Origin of the sequence: Rhodoferax fermentans (assembly GCF_002017865.1) — a bacterium.
GTDB classification, from domain to species: Bacteria; Pseudomonadota; Gammaproteobacteria; order Burkholderiales; family Burkholderiaceae_C; genus Rhodoferax; species Rhodoferax fermentans.
This window is the reverse complement of the sequence record NZ_MTJN01000002.1, coordinates 3,927,315-3,946,505: the sequence shown is the minus strand read 5'-3', so window position 1 is coordinate 3,946,505 and position 19,191 is coordinate 3,927,315. Positions and strand designations below refer to the sequence as shown.

At 62.0% G+C, this 19,191-nt stretch carries 11 protein-coding genes; 5 read left to right on the top strand and 6 right to left on the bottom strand.

What is annotated here, in order from left to right:
* Positions 1 to 17: 17 nt before the first annotated feature.
* Complete coding sequence (locus RF819_RS18290; protein WP_143541762.1) at positions 18 to 8,390, bottom strand: glycoside hydrolase family 94 protein; 8,373 nt, start codon at positions 8,388 to 8,390, stop codon at positions 18 to 20.
* Positions 8,391 to 8,399: 9 nt separating this feature from the next.
* Entirely contained in the window at positions 8,400 to 8,642 is a 243-nt protein-coding gene (locus RF819_RS18285; protein WP_078366291.1) for a hypothetical protein, read from the bottom strand.
* A gap of 321 nt (positions 8,643 to 8,963) precedes the next feature.
* Between RF819_RS18285 and RF819_RS18280 the strand changes: the two genes are divergently transcribed.
* From RF819_RS18280 to RF819_RS18260, 5 genes are all read left to right on the top strand, one after another.
* Positions 8,964 to 9,488 (top strand): hypothetical protein, encoded by a 525-nt coding sequence (locus RF819_RS18280; RefSeq protein WP_078366290.1) that lies wholly within the window; start codon positions 8,964 to 8,966, stop codon positions 9,486 to 9,488.
* 414 nt (positions 9,489 to 9,902) lie between these two features.
* Positions 9,903 to 12,146 (top strand): formate C-acetyltransferase, encoded by a 2,244-nt coding sequence (gene pflB, locus RF819_RS18275; RefSeq protein ID WP_143541761.1) that lies wholly within the window; start codon positions 9,903 to 9,905, stop codon positions 12,144 to 12,146.
* 12 nt (positions 12,147 to 12,158) lie between these two features.
* Positions 12,159 to 12,962, top strand: a complete 804-nt coding sequence (pflA, locus tag RF819_RS18270; RefSeq protein WP_200224421.1) for a pyruvate formate-lyase-activating protein — start codon at positions 12,159 to 12,161, stop codon at positions 12,960 to 12,962.
* A 10-nt stretch (positions 12,963 to 12,972) separates the two neighbouring features.
* Complete coding sequence (locus RF819_RS18265) at positions 12,973 to 13,440, top strand: CBS domain-containing protein (protein ID WP_078366288.1); 468 nt, start codon at positions 12,973 to 12,975, stop codon at positions 13,438 to 13,440.
* A complete protein-coding gene (locus tag RF819_RS18260) occupies positions 13,437 to 14,672 on the top strand; it encodes an L-lactate MFS transporter (RefSeq protein WP_078366287.1) in 1,236 nt (411 codons plus the stop codon). Before RF819_RS18265 ends, RF819_RS18260 begins: the two co-directional genes overlap by 4 nt.
* A 287-nt stretch (positions 14,673 to 14,959) precedes the next feature.
* Here RF819_RS18260 and RF819_RS18255 read toward each other — a convergent pair whose 3' ends face one another.
* From RF819_RS18255 to RF819_RS18240, 4 genes are all read right to left on the bottom strand, one after another.
* Entirely contained in the window at positions 14,960 to 15,649 is a 690-nt protein-coding gene (locus tag RF819_RS18255; RefSeq protein ID WP_078366286.1) for a glutathione S-transferase, read from the bottom strand.
* Positions 15,649 to 16,653, bottom strand: coding sequence for an oxygen-dependent tRNA uridine(34) hydroxylase TrhO (gene trhO, locus RF819_RS18250; protein ID WP_078366285.1), 1,005 nt, complete (start codon positions 16,651 to 16,653; stop codon positions 15,649 to 15,651). Before trhO ends, RF819_RS18255 begins: the two co-directional genes overlap by 1 nt.
* Before the next feature lie 315 nt (positions 16,654 to 16,968).
* A complete protein-coding gene (locus tag RF819_RS18245; RefSeq protein WP_143541760.1) occupies positions 16,969 to 18,534 on the bottom strand; it encodes a methyl-accepting chemotaxis protein in 1,566 nt (521 codons plus the stop codon).
* A gap of 27 nt (positions 18,535 to 18,561) precedes the next feature.
* The gene (locus RF819_RS18240; RefSeq protein ID WP_078366284.1) at positions 18,562 to 19,083 is read right to left on the bottom strand and encodes a chemotaxis protein CheW; all 522 of its coding nucleotides are present in this window, start codon (positions 19,081 to 19,083) and stop codon (positions 18,562 to 18,564) included.
* Positions 19,084 to 19,191 lie beyond the last annotated feature (108 nt).

The following is a 19,191-nucleotide window of genomic DNA, read 5'->3' as shown; positions in this document are numbered from 1 at the left end:
CTGGCGCACCCATAGCCTCACAAGACCAAAACAAAGCAGGACTGGGCCGGTAGCTCCTGCCAAAACACGTTTTGGCCGGGCGCCAGCAGGCTCGCTCCCCACGCTGTGGCCGCCTGTTGGGCAGCCTCTGGTGTGGCCCGCATCAGCACAAAACGCATGCTGCGCGCGTCGCGCACCAGCGTGATCTCGGCCTGCGGCCAGTGGCTGGGCAACTGTGGTGTCAGGCTCAGTGTGCGGGCGCCTTGGCTCAGGCCAAATATCGACTCGATCACGGCGCGGTGCATCCAGGCCGCAGCCCCGGTGTACCAGCTCCAGCCGCCTTGGCCTACATAGGGCGGCTGGCTGTAGACATCGGCGGCCATCACATAGGGCTCCAGCCCATAGACCGGCCCGCGTGTCGGGTGGCTGGCGCGGTGGGCCGGGCTCAGGTAGGTGAAATAGCGGTAGGCGGCATCACCCCCAGCCTCACTTTGTGCTTGCGCCATCAGCGCCCAGATGCCGGCGTGGTTGTACTGGCCACCGTTTTCACGCACGCCCGCAGGGTAGGCCTGGATGTAACCCGCACTCGGTTGTGCGTCGGTGAGCGGTGGGTCCAGCAGCTTGATCAGACCGGCGTCCGGGTCCACCAGATGGGTTTCCAGCGCAGCCATGGCCTGCTCGGCCAAAGCTGCGGGTGCGGCGTGCGACAGCACCGACCAGGCCTGGGCAATCAGGTCGATACGGCCCTGGCTGTTGACCTGTGAACCCAGCGGTTGACCGTCGTCAAAGAAGGCACGTTTGAACCAGGCACCGTCCCAGGCGGTGCTGGTCAGCGCCGTCTGGATGGTCTGCGCCACCACCAGCCAGCGTGCGGCCCGCTGGGTGTCACCACGTGCCTGCGCCAGCGGTGCAAAATCGCTGATCAGGCGGCAGACAAACCAGCCCAGCCAGACCGACTCACCCCGGCCCTCGATACCCACCCGGTTCATGCCGTCGTTCCAGTCACCGCTGCCCATCAGCGGCAGGCCGTGGCTACCCAGCGTCAGGCTGCGGTCAATCGCGCGTGCCGCGTGTTCATACACCGAGGCGGTCTGGCCGCTCACCGTGGGTTGGTAATACGCATCCTCGGCCCCGGCCGGGATGGCCATACCTTCCAGAAACGGCACCTGCTCATCGAGCAAAGTGTTGTCGCCTGTGGCTTGTATGTAGTGGCCACAGGCCAGCACCAGCCACAGCCGGTCGTCCGAGAAATGGGTGCGCACACCCACCCCGGTGGGTGCGTGCCACCAGTGCTGCACGTCACCCTGCACAAACTGGCGCGAGGCATGCAACACAATTTGCGCCCGCAGCATCTTCGGCGCGGCCCAGGCCAGCGCCATGGCGTCTTGCAACTGGTCACGAAAACCGGTGGCGCCACCGGCCTGGTAAAAGCCCGATTTGGCCCACAAGCGACACGACACCGCCTGGTACAGCAGCCAGCGGTTCACCAGCGCATCGAGCAACGGGTCAGGCGTCTTGACGGTGGTGGCATCCAGCAGGCTGTCCCAGCCCGCGCGCACTTGCTCCAGCCGCTCATGGGCCGGTGTGGCCAGCGCCTGGTCCAGCAGCGGGCCGATCTGCTCGGCGCTGGGCGCAAAACCGAGCAGAAAACTGCACTGGGTGGACTGCCCGGCTTGCAGGCTGACATGGGTGGACAAGGCCGCACACGGGTCCAGCCCGTCGCCGCAACCCTGGCCCAGAAAGTCGGGCACCACCAGGCGACCACGGGCGTCAAAAAATTCGCTGCGGTCACAGGTCCAGTCCTCGCTGGCGGCAGCGCTGTGGCCCAGGCTCAAAAAGGCGGTGCCCTGGCCAAACCCGGCCGAGCATTCGCGTTGTGTGGCCAGCAGGGCGGTGTGGCCGTGGTGGCGCAGCAGGCTGCTGCGCACGGTGCTGCGGTCGCTGCGGTTGGCGCCCATCAGCCATTCGACCAGGCCAATCAGGCGCAGCTGCAGGGTTTTGTGGCCGTGGTTGTGCAGGCTGATCTGCACCTGTTTGACCGAGCTGAGGGCATCCACACACCAGGTCGCGGTGACTTTGAGCTCACCGTGTTGGTGCTCTATGCGGGTGAAACCTTGGCCGTGACAAACGCGGTAACTCAAGCCCGGGTTCACACCGGCGCCGGGTGACACCGACCAGAGTTCGCAGGTCTGGCTGTTCTGCAGCAAAAACCACTCTGAGGGCGGGTCCGACAAGGCGTCGTTGGACCAGCCGGTGAGCTGGTTGAGCCGGCTGTTGAGGGCCCAGGTGTAACCCCCACCGGCCTCGGACAGGTGGGCACCAAAGTCGGGGTTGGCCAGCACATTGATCCAGGGTTTGGGCGGGCGCAGGTGTGCCGACACGGCAAAGCTGAACTCGCCCGAGTCCGGCGCAAAGACGCCGCTGCTGGGCTCGGTGCCGACGGGTGGGCTCAGCGCCAGCGCGGTGGTGGCGGTGTGTTGCCGGTGCGTCAGGGCGGCCTCTTGCAGCGCCAGCCAGTCTTGCATGTGGTGGGTCAGCGGGCGGCCATCGGCACGTACCACCCAGCGGGCCAGGCTGTGCAGAGTGTTGAGTTCGGCATGGCTCAGGTCGTCGGCGCGCAACAGGTGCAGCCGGGTGCTGACCGGCCCAGGCTTGGCACCAGCATCGGCGGCAAAGCGGTCACGCAGCGCAGCCAACTCATGGTCCAGCGGCATCAGGTAGGAGGCCGGTTCGGCGTTGATCACCACCAGGTCGCAGGCCACATTGCCCCACAGCCACAGGTTCAGCAACTGCACCAGGGAGCGGATCAGGCCCAAACCTGGCACCACGCTGACCAGCACCAAGAAAATCGGGCGGTCACCCGAGACCTCAAAGCGCCACAGCAGTCGGCGGTCACACACCTCGGTGGTGGCGCTGAGCGGGCGCACGGCGCGGGCGTGGGGTCGGCGCTGGCTCAGCACCAGCAGGCTGGTCAGGGTCTGCAGCGTGCTGAAATTTTCGGCACTGATGCGCAGGCTGCGCAGCCGGATGCCCGTCAGCGTGGCCGACATCAGCGAGGCACGTTGCACATTGCTGCTCTGGCGGTATTTGTCGATCACCGCACGCAGGGTGTCGGGGTTGTTGGAGACGGCCGTGGCAAAGGTCAGCCGCACCTTGGCCCCCGGCGCTATGAACAAGCGGGCCGACAGTGCACACACCGGGTCCAGGCCGGTGTCCAGAACCATTGCCTGCTCGGTCGCGCCCCCAGGTGCCAGCGCCAGCTGGGCCAGTGGCTGGCAACTGGCGCGGTTGCGGCCCTGCCAGCTCTGGCGGCTGGTGCTGAAACGCACCTGGCGCAGCGGGGTGCTGCTGTCGGTGAGGAAGTGCGCCAAACGCAGGCCTTGCTCGGTGGCCAGGCGTGGTTTGCGCTCCAGCAGCAGTGCCTGGTGCGAGGCCACCCATTGGGCGCTGACAAACAGGTTGCTGAAGGCCGGGTGCGCCTCGTCGGCACGCGCGTCTGAGAGCGCCACCTCAAACGCCGACAGCAACTCGATGTCCAGCGGCGCATCACCGAGGTTGTGCAACTCCACCTGGCGGAACTCGATGTCGTCCTCCGGGCTGACCCAGACCGTCATGTGGGCCTGCAGGTCGTCCCAGTCGCTGTCAAAACACATGCGGTCGGCATGGAAGGCGCTGCTGTAGTGCGCCGCCGGGTCGGGTGCCGGATGCTGTGTCAGTGAATACAGCGGTGTTTTGGGCCCCCGGCGCAGGTAAAAGAAACTGCCCCGGTCGTCGCGCAGCGCGTCATCGCGGCTGCGGTTGATGCCAATCTGTTCAAAGCGGCTGCTGCCCGCACCATTGGCGCGCAGCAACACGCTGTAGCGCCCGTTGGACAACAGCTGGGTCGGCTCCACTGCGCTGCTGCCGGGCAAGACCTCGCGCAGCAGGCCCTGGCTGAGGCGACGTTGCGCCTGGCGGCGCAGGTTGGCTGGTGGCGCGTACAGGCCCGAGATTTCACGCGGAATACGCTCGTGCAAGAGCGAAGACACCGCCTGCAGGTGGGCGTTGGCCATGCCCCAGCGCTGCGCGGTTCCCTGCAACAAGACATTGGCCAGCGCCACGATGCTCATGCCCTGGTGGTGTGCCATGAAGGTGGCCACCGGCACAAAGGGCTCGTCACCCACGCGCCGCGCCACCGTGTAGTCCAGCGCCTCGATGAAGCCGTAACGGCCACGGGCACCGAGCTGCTCCAGCGTGGCGAAATTTTTGCGCGCCAGATGGGGTGCGAGCATGGTCGCCAGCGCGGTGGCATAAGGTGCCACCACCAGCTCGTCAGGCGGGGTGCGGCGCAGCGCCAGCCGGGGCACACCTTGTGGTGCGTACTGGTAGGCCAGGGTGTAGTCGCTGGCGGCATAAGCCGACTCGGACACACCCCAGGGCAGCCCCAGCGTTTTGGCAAAAGCCATTTGTTCATGCAGCGCGGTGTGGCATGCGGCCAACAGCACACTGCCACGCGGTTCCTTGAGTACCAGGCTGGGCATCAGGTACTCGAACATCGAGCCGGTCCAGGAGCGCAGGCCTGCGTTGGCGCCACGGGCGAAAAAGGTGCGCCCCAGGTGCGCCCAATGTCGCACCGGCAGATCGCCCCGGGCCACACCGAGCAGGCTCGTCAGGCGTGACTCGGACGCCAGCAGGTCGTAAAAACTGGTGTCAAGCTGGTGCTCGGCCACGCGGTAACCAATGTGCAGCAGGTGGCGTTTGCTGGAGTACAAAAAGCGGAAGTCCGCCTGCCACGCCAGGGTTTTGAGGCTGTGGGCCATGGCCAGCAGACGTTGGCGCGTGTGTTCGGTATCTGGCGCCAGGGCGTCGAGCTGGGCCGAGTTTCGGGTGGCCCGGTGGTCAGCCAGCAACCATTTGAGTTCGTCACGTGCGCTGGTCGACAACTGCATGCGCTGTTTTATCAGCGGTTTGATCCGGGCCCGGGCGGCTTGTAAGGCCACCTGGCTGGCGGTGGCGTCGTCGGGCGCCTCGGCAAATTCCAGGCACGCCTGTGCCACCGCCAGCAGGTGGCCGCAGAGGTTGCCACTGTCCACCGTGGAGACGTACATCGGCAACATCGGCAAGGCGGTCTGGGTGTCGTACCAGTTCATGAAATGGCCTTGGTAACGCTCCATGCCTTGCAGGGTGGCCAGGGTGGCGTCCAGTCGGCTCAGCAGCTCCTGGGTGCCGATCCAGCCAAATTGGCGGGCGCAGGCGGTACTGAGCAGGTACATGCCGATGTTGGTCGGTGAGGTGCGGTGTGCCACCATATCGTGTGGCAGCACCTGCAGGTTGTCGGGCGGCAGGTGGTGGTCGTCCGGGCCAACACAGCGCTCAAACAAGCGCCAGGTGTCGCGCGCCACACCGTGCAGGTAGGCCTGGTCGGCCAGTGGCAGCTGTTCTTCTTTGAGCAGTGGGCTCACGCGGCTCACCCACCAGGTCCATAACGGCGCAGCGCCCCACAAAATGCATAGCACGATGCCCAATACAGATAAGGGCTGGGGGCTTAAAAGAAGCATCAACAGCAGCAAAGCCGCGACCAGCGGCTCGCGCCAATGCTGGCGTGTCACATCGACCAGGGACGACTTGGCCTGGGCTTGCGCTGAGGCGGCGGTGGTCCACTGCAGCAGGTGGCGCCGGCTCACCAGGGTGCGATACAGCGCCCGGGTTATCGCGTCCAGGCTGGCCAGCGACTGCTGCAACAGTTCGGCCAGCAGCCACAGGCCGCTGAGCAGCGCACGCGCCAGGTCAATCAGGGCCTCGCGGTAAAAGTGCCGTTTGGCAATGTCGTCGCGGCTGGGAGACAGACCGGCCAGGGCGCCCATCAGTGGCCCGGCGGAAAACGCCGCCAGCACCAGCAGCAGTGCCACCCAGGGTGACAGGCCCGCACCCGCACCCGCGATCGAGAGCAGCAGCAGCCCGAGCGACATCGGCGCCACCAGAGAGCGGCGCAGGTTGTCGGTCATTTTCCAGAGGTGGATCGGCCGCAGGCCATAGCGCCCGGGGTGCAGCATGATCGGCAGCAGCTGCCAGTCGCCACGCGTCCAGCGGTTCACACGCGAGGCCGCCACGTCGGCATGGAAGGGGGCCTCTTCAATCACCGAGATGTCGGTCACCGCCGCGCAGCGGGCGATCGAGCCCTCGATCAGGTCGTGGCTGAGCACCTGGCCCTCGGGCAGGCGGCCCGCCAGCACCGCATGCACCGCGTGGACATGCAGCAGGCCCTTGCCGGTGAAGGTGCCCTCGGAAAACACATCCTGGTAGACCTCGGAGCTGGCCGCGCTGTACGGGTCCAGACCACACTGGCCGGCAAATAACCAGTGGTAACGCGTGAACTCGCTCAAATCGGGCAGCGGTGTGGCCACACGCGGCTGCAGGATGCCGTAGCCCGCGACGACACGTTGACCGCTGGCATCGAGCTGCGGCTGGTTGTGCGGGTGCGCTGCCACCCCAACCAGCTCGCGCAGGCGACCCGGTGGCAGCTGGGTGTCGCTGTCTAGGGTGAGCACATAGGCCACACCGGTGGCCAGGCGCGAGGTCTCGCCCAGGTCCAGAAAGGCGTTGCTATTGCCGGTGGCCAGCGCGCTGATCAGCAGCTCCAGCTTGCCACGTTTGCGCTCCCAGCCAATCCAGCGCTGTTCGGTCTGGCTGTAGTGGCGTTCGCGGTGTAACAGGATAAAACGCGGCGCACCAGTGCCATTCGCATCGGGCGGGTGGCGGGTGTTGAGCGCCTGGATCTGCGCCAGCGCGCTGGCCAGGTTGTCGCCATCTGCGGCGGTGTGCACGTTGTCGGCATCAAGCCAGTCGGTCAGCAGCGCAAACTGCGCCTGTGGCTCGGGGTTGGCCAGGTAGTGCAGGTGCAGCCGGTGTGCCAGCTCCTGGGCTGCAGCCGGGCCGCTGAGCATGCCCGGAATCACCACCAACACCCGGTGTGCCGCCGGTATGCCGTCGGCGAGCGCCAGACGCGGCAGGTGCTGCGGACGCACCAGCTCGCTGATCAGCCGGTTGATGACCGCCACCACCGCCTCGGACGCCGGAAACAGCGCCAGCAGTGCCAGCGGCAGCAGGCCCCAGTCGGGGGTGCTCAGGTGGTGGCGCAACAGCAGCCACAGCAACCCGCCCAGCACCAGCAGCAGGGTGCCCAGGTACAGCGGCAGCGCCAGGTGGCGCGTCACCAACAACCAGGCCCGGGCCCGCCAGTCGCCCAGCCCCAGGGCTTGCAGCAGTTGGGGTTGGCCAGCGTCAACCAGCCAATGCATGGCCACCGCGCCGGGTTGGTGCAGGTCACCCGCGCCAGCCATCTGGGCCAGCAGCTGTTGCGCCACCTGCACTTCGCTCTTGCCGCTGCGCCGCGCCAGCTTCTCCACCGCGTGCAGGCTCTGGTCGCGGGTGGTGTTGTCCTCCAGGGCAAACACCGGCTGCGTCAGCATCAGGCGCATGAGTGCGCTGGTGCGGGCAATGATGTCGGGCCAGTCGGCGTCACCAATGGCGCGCAGCGAGGTGATGGCGTTGCTGACACTCAGGTTGTCGGCAGCCTGGTCGGCACCTTGCTGGGCTTGCAGGCTGGCCAGCTCGGGCAGGGCGTTGTTGAGCCAGGCATGGATGGCGGTCTGCTCGTTGCCGAGGCGGCCAATGCGCTGGTCTTGCAGGCGCTGCGCCATCTGCAGCAGAAACACCCGGCCCACACCGCGTGTGTTGAGCTGGGCCAGCAGGTCGTTGAGTGCCTCCACAGACAGGGTGTCGATGGCATCAAAACACAGGTTGGCGGCTTCGCGTGCGGCCTTGTGGGTGGCAATGCTTTCGGCCAGGCGGCGCAGGTTCTCCAGCAACACCACGCGCAAGGTGGTGGGCAGCGCCCACATCTCGCTGAGGTTGAGCTGGCGCACCTCTTCGTAGGCACACAGGTACTCGACCAGCAGGGACTCGTCAAAGGCGCCGTCGGTGTGGGCCACAAAGGCCCAGGCCACGCCGTAGATGCGGGGCAGGCCGGCCAGCGGCTCGTCCTGCAGCAGCGGCAGCTCGCGGTAGTAGCTGCGTGGCAGACCTTCGCGGATCTCCTTGATCTGGGCCTCGACCAGGTGAAAGTTGTCCAGCAGCCATTCGGCGGCCGGGCTGATGTCATACCCGGTGCTGGCCAACTCTCCCAGGTACTGGTGGGCTTCGCGCAGCGCTCTGACGTTGTCCTGGATACGCGGGAAAAACCGTGCCGAGCCTGCCGTGGGGCGTGCCGCCCGGTGGGTCTCGGCCAAGCTGCGGCCATGCTGGGCAAAGCGCTGCGGGCCAAAGATCTCGGAGCGGATCGGGACCTGGATCGGGCCGCGGGCGCTGTCGAGCAATTGGCACAACGCCGCTGGCGCGCCCGGCAGCAGTGTGGGCAAGGTGTTGCGCACCATGGCGCGGCCCTAGAACAACCAGATGTTCATGCCCAGAAAAACGACCGCCACCACCACGGTAGTCACAAAACGTGCGGCCATGAAGCTGCGCAACTTCTGCGCGGCACAGTGCAGGCTGAGCAAGTGCCGATGTTTGTTCTGGCAGCTGTCCAGGTGTTGACCCAGCGCCTCCAGTTCACCCGGTGAGGTGTCGGCAACGAGGCCATTGGAGGCGGTGCTCCAGCCTTGGGCTGGGTAAGTGAAATGGATCATGGTCTGGCCCTGGGTTGTGTTGGACGGATGACCTCGCGCCGCTGGGGTGCGCTGTCAAGGGCTTGGGAGGTCTTGGGCTGGAGTGTGCCCAGCGCTGCGGCTGGGGTCTGTGCGCTGCCGAACACTGCTGCACCGGGGTGCCGTATGCCACTGGAGGTTGTCCAGAAGGTATGTAACAGACTGGCAGATGGCCCTTTTGGAAAAAGGGCTTGTTGCTATCTTTATTGAAGCTGTTCGGGATGCTGTTGCGACTGTGTTGCCCAGCGCACAGACCTCCCAACACCAGATATCTAAGGTCAGGCTCTTCTACGGGAGAGCAGCATGGCTGAACTGGACAAGCTCACAACCCAGGCACCGATGGGTTACCGCAAAGTACCTCGGCTGGTTTCAGTTGGCAGGCCTCTGGCACCGCCGCTGGCCTTGCCAACCGCGTCTGACCAGCAGTTCATGGACATGCTCAAAGCCTACCGCCACAGCGGTGGTTTGTGGCGTGCGCCGGATGTGGCTGCCCGTTGCAAACCGCACAGCGGCACCGATGTACACACCCTGGCGGGCTGGGTGCTGGACCGCCAGGTGGTGAGTTTTGAGTGGCTGTCGCGCATCTGGTTGCCGGTGTTCCAGTTCCAGCGAGCCGACATGGGCCGCCTGCAGGGTCTGGCCGAGGTGCTGTCGGAGCTGGCCAGCGTGTATGACAACTGGCAGGTGGCCAACTGGTTTGCCCTGCCCAACCATTGGCTGGCAAACACCATGCCCGCAGACCGGCTGTCCAATGCCCCGGCCGAGGTGCTCACCGCCGCCCGTGCCGAGCAGTTCATGCCCACCGTGCAACGCCTGGCGCGCTACTGAATCGATAGAAATACACCCATGCTTTATAAGGGATTGAGGCCAAAATGCCTCCTATCTATGACAGCATAGGGGGGCGGGTGCAGGGCGGCGGGCCTGACTTGGCAGGCGGGGACAGGGTCGGCGGCCAAGTTATTCATTATTCGTTCATTATTTTTTAATCATTATTGATCCTGATCAAGCGAAATTGGGTTTGGCGGCTTGGGGTGGCTTGTGTAAAACTTCCATTAAGCGACAATAAACTTCATACGGTGAAATAAAAACGCCGTTGGATCTCCCGGTGACACAGTCTTTTTCCGCGTGCCGAGCAGCCAGCTCAGGCGGAGCACCCAGGGCTCTTGTGGCCGGGCAGATATCTCACACCTTCAATTTCTTGAAAAGGAGTTAACGATGGGTTCAGTGGATAAAGAGTTGGCAATGAGCGCTCCGGACAATAAATTGTCTGCGTGGGACGGCTTCAAACAGGGCAAATGGACGCGCGAGATCAATGTGCGCGACTTCATTCAGGACAATTTCACGCCCTACACCGGCGACAGCGCTTTCCTGGCTCCCACCACACCTCGCACCGACGAACTCTGGGGTCAGGTCAAGGAACTCATGAAGGAAGAGATCCAGAAGGGTATTCTGGACGTGGAAACCAAGGTGATCGCAGGCATTGATGCCTCCGGTCCCGGTTACATCAACAAAGGTCTGGAGCAGATTGTTGGGCTGCAGACCGATGCGCCTTTGAAACGCGCCATCATGCCGTTTGGCGGCATCCGCACGGTGCAAAGTGCCCTCAAGGCCTATGGCCGCGAGATGGATCCTGAAACCGCACGTGTCTTCAAATACCGCAAGACCCACAACGACGGCGTGTTTGATGCTTACACCAAGAAGATGATGGCGGTGCGCAGCTCCGGCATCATCACCGGCCTGCCCGACGCTTATGGCCGTGGCCGCATCATCGGTGACTACCGTCGTGTGGCCCTGTACGGGGTGAACCGCCTGATTGAAGACAAACAAGCGCAGCTGACCTCGCTCGATTTTGACGTGATGGACAGCGACACCATCCAGAAGCGTGAAGAAACCTCGGAACAGATCCGCGCGCTCAAAGAACTCATCACCATGGCCAAGAGCTACGGTTTTGACATCAGCGAGCCTGCAAGCAATGGCCGTGAAGCCATTCAGTGGACCTATTTCGCCTACCTGGGCGCGATCAAGGAACAAGACGGTGCCGCCATGTCGCTGGGCCGGGTCTCGACCTTCCTGGACATCTACATCCAGCGCGATCTGGTCAAGGGTGAACTCACCGAGTCCGCAGCTCAGGAGCTGATCGACCATTTCGTCATGAAATTGCGGATGGTGCGTTTCCTGCGTCCGCCAGCATACAACGCGCTGTTCTCGGGCGACCCGACCTGGGTCACCGAAGCCCTGGGCGGTATGTCGCAAGCCGGTGTGCCGATGGTCACCAAGACCAGCTACCGCTTCCTGCACACCCTGTACAACCTGGGTGCCGCGCCGGAGCCAAACCTGACCGTGTTGTGGTCCGAGCGTCTGCCGGCCAACTTCAAGAAGTACTGCGCCAAGGTGTCGATCGACACCAGCTCGCTGCAGTACGAAAACGACGATCTGATGCGCCCGCTCTACACCGACGACTACGGCATTGCCTGCTGCGTCTCGGCCATGACCATTGGCAAACAGATGCAGTTCTTTGGTGCGCGCGCCAACCTGGCCAAGTGCATGTTGTACGCGATCAACGGCGGTATCGACGAAAAATCTGGCGAACAAGTTGGCCCACCGTTCTCACCGATCACCGGTGACTACCTGGACTACGACGAGGTGATGTACCGCTACGAGCAGTTCATGAAATGGCTGGCTCGCCTGTACGTCAACACGCTCAACGTCATCCACTACATGCATGACAAGTATTGCTACGAGCGTCTGGAGATGGCGCTGCACGACCGCGACATCTTGCGCACCATGGCCTGCGGCATGGCTGGTTTGTCGGTGGTGGCGGACTCGTTCTCGGCGATGAAATACGCCAAGGTCAAGATCATCCGCAACGAAGCGGGCTTGGCGGTGGACTACGAGATTGAGGGTGAATACCCGCAGTACGGCAACAACGACGACCGTGTGGACCAGATTGCGGTGGACATCATGACCCGTTTCATGACCGAAATCCGCAAACACGATTGCTACCGCAACGCCAAGCCGACCCAGTCGATCCTGACCATCACCTCCAACGTGGTGTACGGCAAGGCCACCGGCAACACGCCGGACGGTCGCAAGGCCGGTGAACCGTTTGCACCGGGTGCCAACCCGATGCACGGGCGGGATCACAACGGCGCGGTGGCGTCGATGGCCTCGGTGGCCAAGCTGCCCTACGAGTACGCCGCTGACGGCATCTCGTACACCTTCTCGATCGTGCCCAAGGCCCTGGGCAAGCTCGACAAGGAGCGCGTGGACAACCTGTGTGGCATTTTGGACGCCTACTTCACCGACGGCGGCCACCACATCAATGTCAACGTGTTCAATGTGGAGACACTCAAAGACGCGATGGAGCACCCTGAGAAGTATCCGCAGCTCACGATCCGTATCTCGGGCTACGCGGTCAACTTCATCAAGCTCACGCGTGAACAGCAGTTGGATGTGATCAACCGCACCCTGCACGAGCGCATTTAAGCGGGGCGGTTGATGTCGACGCACCATCTGGCCGATATGCGGGCCAGGATGGCGACCAACGTCTTGGCGCCATCCGAATCCACGCCGCTCACCGGCCGAATCCACTCTTTGGAGAGTGGTGGCATGGTGGACGGCCCGGGCATCCGATTTGTGGTGTTCACGCAGGGCTGCCCGCTGCGCTGCCTGTACTGCCACAACCCGGACACCCAGGCCCTGCGTGACGGGCGTGAGATCAGTGTGGACGCGCTGATGTCAGAGATCACCAAGTACAGGTCTTACATGAAGTTCACCGGCGGTGGGGTCACCCTCACCGGGGGTGAACCGCTGATCCAGCGTGACTTCACCCGCGAGGTGTTCCGCCGCTGCCAGGAGCTGGGCATCCACACCACGCTCGATACCTCGGGCTTTGCCCACCAGAGTGTGGCCGCCGACGTGGTGCAACATGTGGACCTGGTGATGCTGTGTATCAAAGCCTTTGATCCCGACACCCACACCCGGCTGACCGGTGTGCCGCGGGAACCCTCGCTGCGTTTTGCCGAGTACTTGAACAGCATCAACAAGAAGACCTGGATCCGTTTTGTGCTGGTGCCCGGTGTCACCGACTCGGCCGCCAATGTGGAAGGTCTGGCCCAGTTTTTGGCGCCCATGACCAACATCGAAAAGGTGGAAATCCTGCCGTTCCACAAGATGGGCGAGTACAAATGGGAGCGCATGGGTTTTAACTATGAACTCAAGGACACACCATCACCCAGCGTCGCGCAGGTGCAAGAGGTGGTGGAGACTTTTCGCAAGTACAACTTGACGGTGGACGTCTAGAAAGATAGCCATGACGACGATGAAGCTGGGGCCCGCTGCGGCATTGATGAAACGGCGGTTGACCACCGTCACACCGTATGAAACCGTGCTCACAGCGGCTGACCGCATGGTGCAGGCCAATCTGGGTGCGCTGTTGGTGGTGGACAACGACCGCCTGGTCGGCATCTTGTCGGAGCGCGACATCTTGCAGCGTGTGGTCGCACGCCGTCGCGACCCCGAAAGCACCACAGTGAGCATGGTGCTGACCCCCAACCCGGTGGCTGTGACCGAAGACACCCCGTTGGAGGAATGTATCCAGATCATCCGCACACGTGGCTTTCGCCATCTGCCGGTGATCAATGGTTACCGCCACCCGTTGGGCGTGATTTATTCACGTGACCTGTTGCAACACATCCTGAACCTGATCGAAGACTCTTTTCACCAGGAAGGCAACTTGGCCGACATCCTGGGACCGCAAAAAAACAAGGATATGGCATGAACCGTTGGTGGATGGCCGTGCTCGGCACGGCTTTGCAGATGTGTATTGGCACGGTCTACGCCTGGAGTTATTTCCAAAACCCGCTGATCGAGGCCTATGGCTGGAGCAACACCCAGGTGGCCTGGGTGTTCAGCACCACCATCCTGTTCTTGAGCCTGGGCGCCGCAGTGGGTGGCAACAAGTTGCCCGTTTATGGCCCGCGCAAACTGGCGGTGCTGGGCATTGTGTTGTTTGGCAGCGGTTACCTGTTGGGGGCGCTGGCGCTGTACTTCAAGTCCTTGCCGTTTTTGTACCTGGGTTATGGCGTGATTGGCGGCACTGGCATCGGGCTGGCCTATGTGCCCCCGGTGGCCACCGTGGCCAAATGGTTCCCGGACAAAAAGGGATTGGCCACCGGCATGGTGATCATGGGTTTTGGCCTGGGTGCCATGATCATGTCCAAACTGATCGCACCCATGTTGCTGCAACTGTTGGACCACAGCTTTCCGCTGGTGTTTGCGGTGCTGGGTGTGGCCTTTTTGCTGCTGGCCACACCGATTGCCTGGGCCTTGCAAGACCCACCGAGTGGCAGCACCCAGGGCGGTGGTTACGGCTCGGGCGAGGGTGAGGTGCAGTTTGCCAGCACCCGCGCTTTGTTGACCTCGCGCCGGTTTGCCACCATGTGGTTGCTGATGTTCTGCAACACCGTGGCGGGCATCATGTTCATCGGTTTTCAGTCGCCCATGGTGCAGGAGTTGTGGCAACGCCAGGACGCCAGCTTGACACCCGAACAGCTGGCCAGTTATGGCGCCACCTTGATTGCGTTCAGCGCGTTGTTCAACGGTGTCGGGCGTTTTGCCTGGGGCAGCCTGTCTGACAAGCTGGGCCGTGTCACCGCGTTTCGCATCATGCTGCTGAGCCAGTTTGCCGCGTTCCTGACGCTGGGTTTTGTGCAAAGCCCCTGGGTGTTTGGGGTGCTGGTGTGTTACATCCTGCTGTGTTACGGCGGCGGTTTTGGCACCATCCCGGCCTTTGTGTCGGACACTTTTGGCGCCAAAAAAATGGCCACCGCCTACGGCGCCATTCTGACCACCTGGGGTTCGGCCGGTATTGTGGGCCCGCAACTGGTGGCCTGGCTGCGCGACAACTACCCGGACAACGCCTCCACCTACGCCTTCTACGTGGGCGCCGCGTTTTTGCTGGCCGGTTTCCTGGTGTCCTTGGGTCTGCGCAACTCGGTCAAGAAGGGCTGAACTTTGCCGGGGGTTACAAGCCTTTTTGGCTTGTAGCCCTTTTGAGAAAAGGGCTGGTAGCTATTTTAGTTGTAGCTACTGTTGGGGGTAAACACCTCAGAGCGAAAGCCGGTCTCAGACCTTTGCCTGTTGACGCCGACCCAAAGCGGCCCTCCATACATTTGAATGACCCATCCTAAAGCGGACGTCCGATCTGTTTCAAATGGGCTCAGTCTCAACGGTCTGCAGGTGCTTCTTCACTGTGTGACGCGTCAGGCCTGCACGCCTGGTGATCGAACAAATATCGTTTACAGGGCTGGAAATCGCCACGGCGATTGGCCTTCACACCAAGTTGGCACCTTGTCCATCACCTGCAAATACGCCTTGGACGTTTCAAACGCCGTCAGCCAGGCGCCAAGCGCGGACCACGGCTGGCTGGCAAACCAGGAGACATCGGTGTGCGCAAATTGGCGCACAAAAGGCGCGATGGCAGCATCGGCCAGACCGAAGTGTCCGCCGTGCAGAAAACGCTGGGTCGCCAGCAGATCATTGAGCTTTTGCAAAAACACTGCGCCCTCGGCGCGATCACCTAGGCCATCAGGCAGAGCGTAGCGGTTGGGGTATTTGTAGCGGTCGAGATGCACTTTGAAACTGCCGTCGCACTGGGCAATGAGGGCGAGCGTGGCGCTGAGATCCTGTACGGATGAGGGTAGCCACTGCCACGGATCACTTTGGTGCAGGGCATGCAGCATGATGTCCAGGCTTTGCTCCAGCACGGTGCCGTTTGGCAACACCAGAACAGGCACCGTGCCTTTGGGCGAAGCCAGCAGCAGCGCGGCAGGCTTGTGTGCGAGCACCACCTCGCGCAGCTCGCACACCATGCCGCTGGCCACCAGCGCCAAACGGGCACGCATGGCGTAGGGGCAACGCCGAAACGAATACAGAACGGGCAGTGGCGGCTGCAGCGGCTGTGCCGCAGTTGGCCCCGATGCTGCCATCAGTCAGCGGCTCTGGTCTGGGAACAGTCGCTGGCGACGTCGGATGGGAGGGGTTTGCTGAGCACCGGTGGCGTGGTTTCGCCAATGTGCGTGTCGCCGCGTGCTTTGGCCAGAACCCATTGGCGCTGGCGCTCCCGGGCCCGGCTCTTTTGGACATCGCTTGTGCTGGCATGGCAGCGCGGGCAGCTCACACCCAGCTCAAACAAGGGCGACTCCTGCGCGCCGTCCGCCAGTGGCATGCGGCAACCCCGGCACAGCTTGTGGGTGCCCGGTGTCAGGCCGTGGTCTACCGACACGCGCTCATCAAAGACAAAACAAGTACCTTCCCATAGGCTTTCCTCTGGCGGCACGGTCTCCAGGTATTTGAGGATGCCGCCTTCGAGGTGGTAGACCTCGTCATAACCTTGGGAGCGCAGGTATGCGGTGGACTTTTCGCAGCGGATACCCCCGGTGCAAAACATGGCCACTTTCGGTTTTTTGCCATCGGCTGTGGGGCGCAGTTGTTCCGCCTGTTCGGTCCAGGCGGGCAAGGCCGAAAACGTGCGGATCTGAGGGTCTATCGCGCCACGAAAGCTGCCAATAGCCACCTCGTAGTCATTGCGCGTGTCGACCACCACCACATCGGGGTCGGCAATCAGCGCATTCCAGTCCTGCGGCTTGACGTAAGTGCCAACGATGTGGGTGGGGTCTGTGCCAGGCACGCCCATGGTCACGATTTCTTGTTTCAAACGCACCTTCATGCGGTGAAACGGCGCTGTCTCAGCGAACGATTCCTTGTGTTGCAGGTCGGCCAAGAGCGGGTCGCTGCGCAAATAGGCCAGCACCGCGTGCACATCGTCAGGCGCACCAGCAATGGTGCTGTTGATGCCCTCACGTGCCAAAAGAATGGTGCCCTTTACCTTGCGCTGCTCGCAAAACGCCAACAGGGGAGCCTTGCGGGATGCGTAGTCCGAGAGCGTGACGAATTTGTAGAAAGCAGCGGTCAGGTAAGTGGTGGTCGGCATGGGTGCACTTTAAAAGATGGCGGTTTGCGCATGGGGACTTGTCGTATGTGATGTCACAAGCCCATGCCCTAGGTGTCCTTACGCGCATGAAACTCCGAGTACCTGAATGCTGTGTAGGAAGCACAGTGTGTTCTTGAACAGACCCGTTCCCCAACAATGGATGGCCGGGATTGAATCACAGTTACATGTTGTTGGCCGAGGCGGCAGACTTGGACGTGGACTAGACCTCAGCCATTTTGCTGAAGGCCAGCGGCCAGGGGGGGCTGTGACTGGCCGCTTAGGTCAATGTGTAGCGAGAGTTGAAGGCTCGGCTCCTTACCCGGCGGCGAGCTTGAACACCGCCACTGTTTGCACCAGATCCTGTGCCTGACTCTTGAGGCTGCTGGCCGCTGCGGCCATTTCTTCCACCAAAGCCGCGTTTTGCTGGGTGACCTGGTCCATCTGCTGGATGGCTTCCCCAATCTGGCCCACACCCTGGCTTTGCTCGGTGCTGGCTGCACTGATCTCACCCATGATGTCGTTGACCCGGCGAATGGAGGCCACTACTTCGGTCATGGTGGTACCGGCCTGGTCCACCAGGGCTGTACCTTGTTCGACCCGCTCGACACTGGTGCTGATCAGGGTCTTGATTTCTTTGGCGGCTTCAGCACTGCGGCCTGCCAAGCTGCGCACTTCACTGGCCACCACCGCAAAACCACGACCCTGTTCACCCGCACGGGCGGCTTCGACCGCCGCATTCAACGCGAGGATGTTGGTCTGGAAGGCGATGCCGTCGATCACACTGATGATGTCGCTGATCTTGCGGCTAGCTTCATTGATGCCTTTCATGGTGTCCACCACCTGGGCGACGACTTCACCGCCCTTGATGGCCACCGAGCTGGCGTTTTGGGCGAGCTGGTTGGCCTGACGGGCGTTGTCGGCGTTTTGTTTGACGGTGGAACTGAGCTCTTCCATGGAAGCGGCTGTTTCCTCCAGAGCGCTGGCCTGTTCTTCGGTGCGTTGGCTCAGGTCGTTGTTGCCCTGGGCGATCTCGGAGCTGGCGGTGGCCACCGAGTCGGAGCCGGCGCGTACCTTGGAGACCACACTCACTAAGCCTGTTTGCATGCGGGCCATGGCTGCCATCACACTGGTCGTATCTCCACTGCGAACCTGCAAAGTGGCAGTCAGATCGCCATCAGCCACAAGGCTGGCTGCATGGCTCAAATCGGCTGGCTCGGCCCCCAGCGCACGGGTCAGGCTTCGGGTAATGAGTACGCCCGCCAATACGGCCACTCCAAACACAAATAAGCAGACAGTGATCAAGACAACTCGCTGCGTGACGTAGATGGCTTCCGACTCTTCTACCAACTCGACGGAACGCGCTGCCGTGAAATCCGCATAGTTGGTTTCAGCTTTAGCCAATGCCGCCAAAAGAGGGCGGCATTCCGTATTCATTTTTGCAATGGCTTCTTCATGCTTGTTACTGAGGGTCAACTCAACAATACCCATGGCCACTGGTGCGTATGATTGTTCAATCTTGTCGATCTCGGCAATCAAGCGACGCGCTTCGTCTGATACATCAGCCTCTTTGGCCATCTCTTTGAGTTTGGCCATGCGCTGCCCCACATCTTTATGCGCTTGCAAGACGTTGTTTTTCTCAATGGCCAAGTCTTGTGGTTGTGTCACCAACACCAGATTGCGCGCCGCTATGGCACGACTGTCCACCGCTTGTCGCACGCCAGCTGCCATCTGGGCCTGTGCGTTGATGCCATTGATGTAGTTTTCAAAACGATCGTGGGCATCGTTGAGCATCTTCGCGGAAAAGCCAGATACCAGTAAAACCATCAAGGCCAGTCCACCAAACGACCAAGCCAACTTTGTACGTACCGTCAAATTGTTCATAGGAAATTCCAGGTAGTTGCAGCTGTTTCAAGCCATTGAAGGATCTATGCCCATGTCCGAACTGGACATGAGTTTTCCGATGTCGATCAGGATCAGCATGCGGTTTTCCAGCGAGCCTATGGCCAGCAGGTGGTCGCTGCCAATGGCCGATGACAGCTCGGGCACCGGGCGTAATTGCTCCGGGCTCAGGGTGATGACGTCTGAGACCCCATCGACCACCATGCCCACCACCCGGCTGCCGATGTTGAGAACAATCACCACAGTGAAGTGGTCGTAATTGACCGGGTTGAGCTTGAACTTGATACGCATGTCCACCACCGGCACGATCACACCGCGCAGGTTGACCACCCCCAAAATGTGTTCAGGCGCATTGGCCATGCGGGTGGGACGCTCGAAGGAGCGAATTTCCTGCACCCGCAGGATGTCGATGCCGTACTCTTCATCTCCGAGTTTGAAGGCAAGGAACTCGCTGATGTTCAGTTCATGCGCACTCGATTGCACGCTGGTTAGGTCAAGTGCTTTGCGAGGCGCTGTCGCTGTCTGATTCATACAAACGCCACTCCTTTTAAAATAACAAAATGTCAATATTTAACAATATTGTATATTCTTTGAAAATTTTCTGCAGGCGCGAGACGTGCGGACCCCTCTGCAGCCCAT

Excerpts from the sequence above, each read along its gene's own strand:
- pflA (WP_200224421.1), top strand. The coding sequence starts at position 12,159 with ATGTCGACGCACCATCTGGCCGATATGCGGGCCAGGATGGCGACCAAC.
- RF819_RS18255 (WP_078366286.1), bottom strand. The coding sequence starts at position 15,649 with ATGGCAGCATCGGGGCCAACTGCGGCACAGCCGCTGCAGCCGCCACTG.
- trhO (WP_078366285.1), bottom strand. The coding sequence starts at position 16,653 with ATGCCGACCACCACTTACCTGACCGCTGCTTTCTACAAATTCGTCACG.
- RF819_RS18240 (WP_078366284.1), bottom strand. The coding sequence starts at position 19,083 with ATGAATCAGACAGCGACAGCGCCTCGCAAAGCACTTGACCTAACCAGC.
- RF819_RS18260 (WP_078366287.1), top strand. The coding sequence starts at position 13,437 with ATGAACCGTTGGTGGATGGCCGTGCTCGGCACGGCTTTGCAGATGTGT.
- RF819_RS18265 (WP_078366288.1), top strand. The coding sequence starts at position 12,973 with ATGACGACGATGAAGCTGGGGCCCGCTGCGGCATTGATGAAACGGCGG.
- RF819_RS18290 (WP_143541762.1), bottom strand. The coding sequence starts at position 8,390 with ATGGTGCGCAACACCTTGCCCACACTGCTGCCGGGCGCGCCAGCGGCG.
- RF819_RS18280 (WP_078366290.1), top strand. The coding sequence starts at position 8,964 with ATGGCTGAACTGGACAAGCTCACAACCCAGGCACCGATGGGTTACCGC.
- RF819_RS18285 (WP_078366291.1), bottom strand. The coding sequence starts at position 8,642 with ATGATCCATTTCACTTACCCAGCCCAAGGCTGGAGCACCGCCTCCAAT.
- RF819_RS18245 (WP_143541760.1), bottom strand. The coding sequence starts at position 18,534 with ATGAACAATTTGACGGTACGTACAAAGTTGGCTTGGTCGTTTGGTGGA.
- pflB (WP_143541761.1), top strand. The coding sequence starts at position 9,903 with ATGAGCGCTCCGGACAATAAATTGTCTGCGTGGGACGGCTTCAAACAG.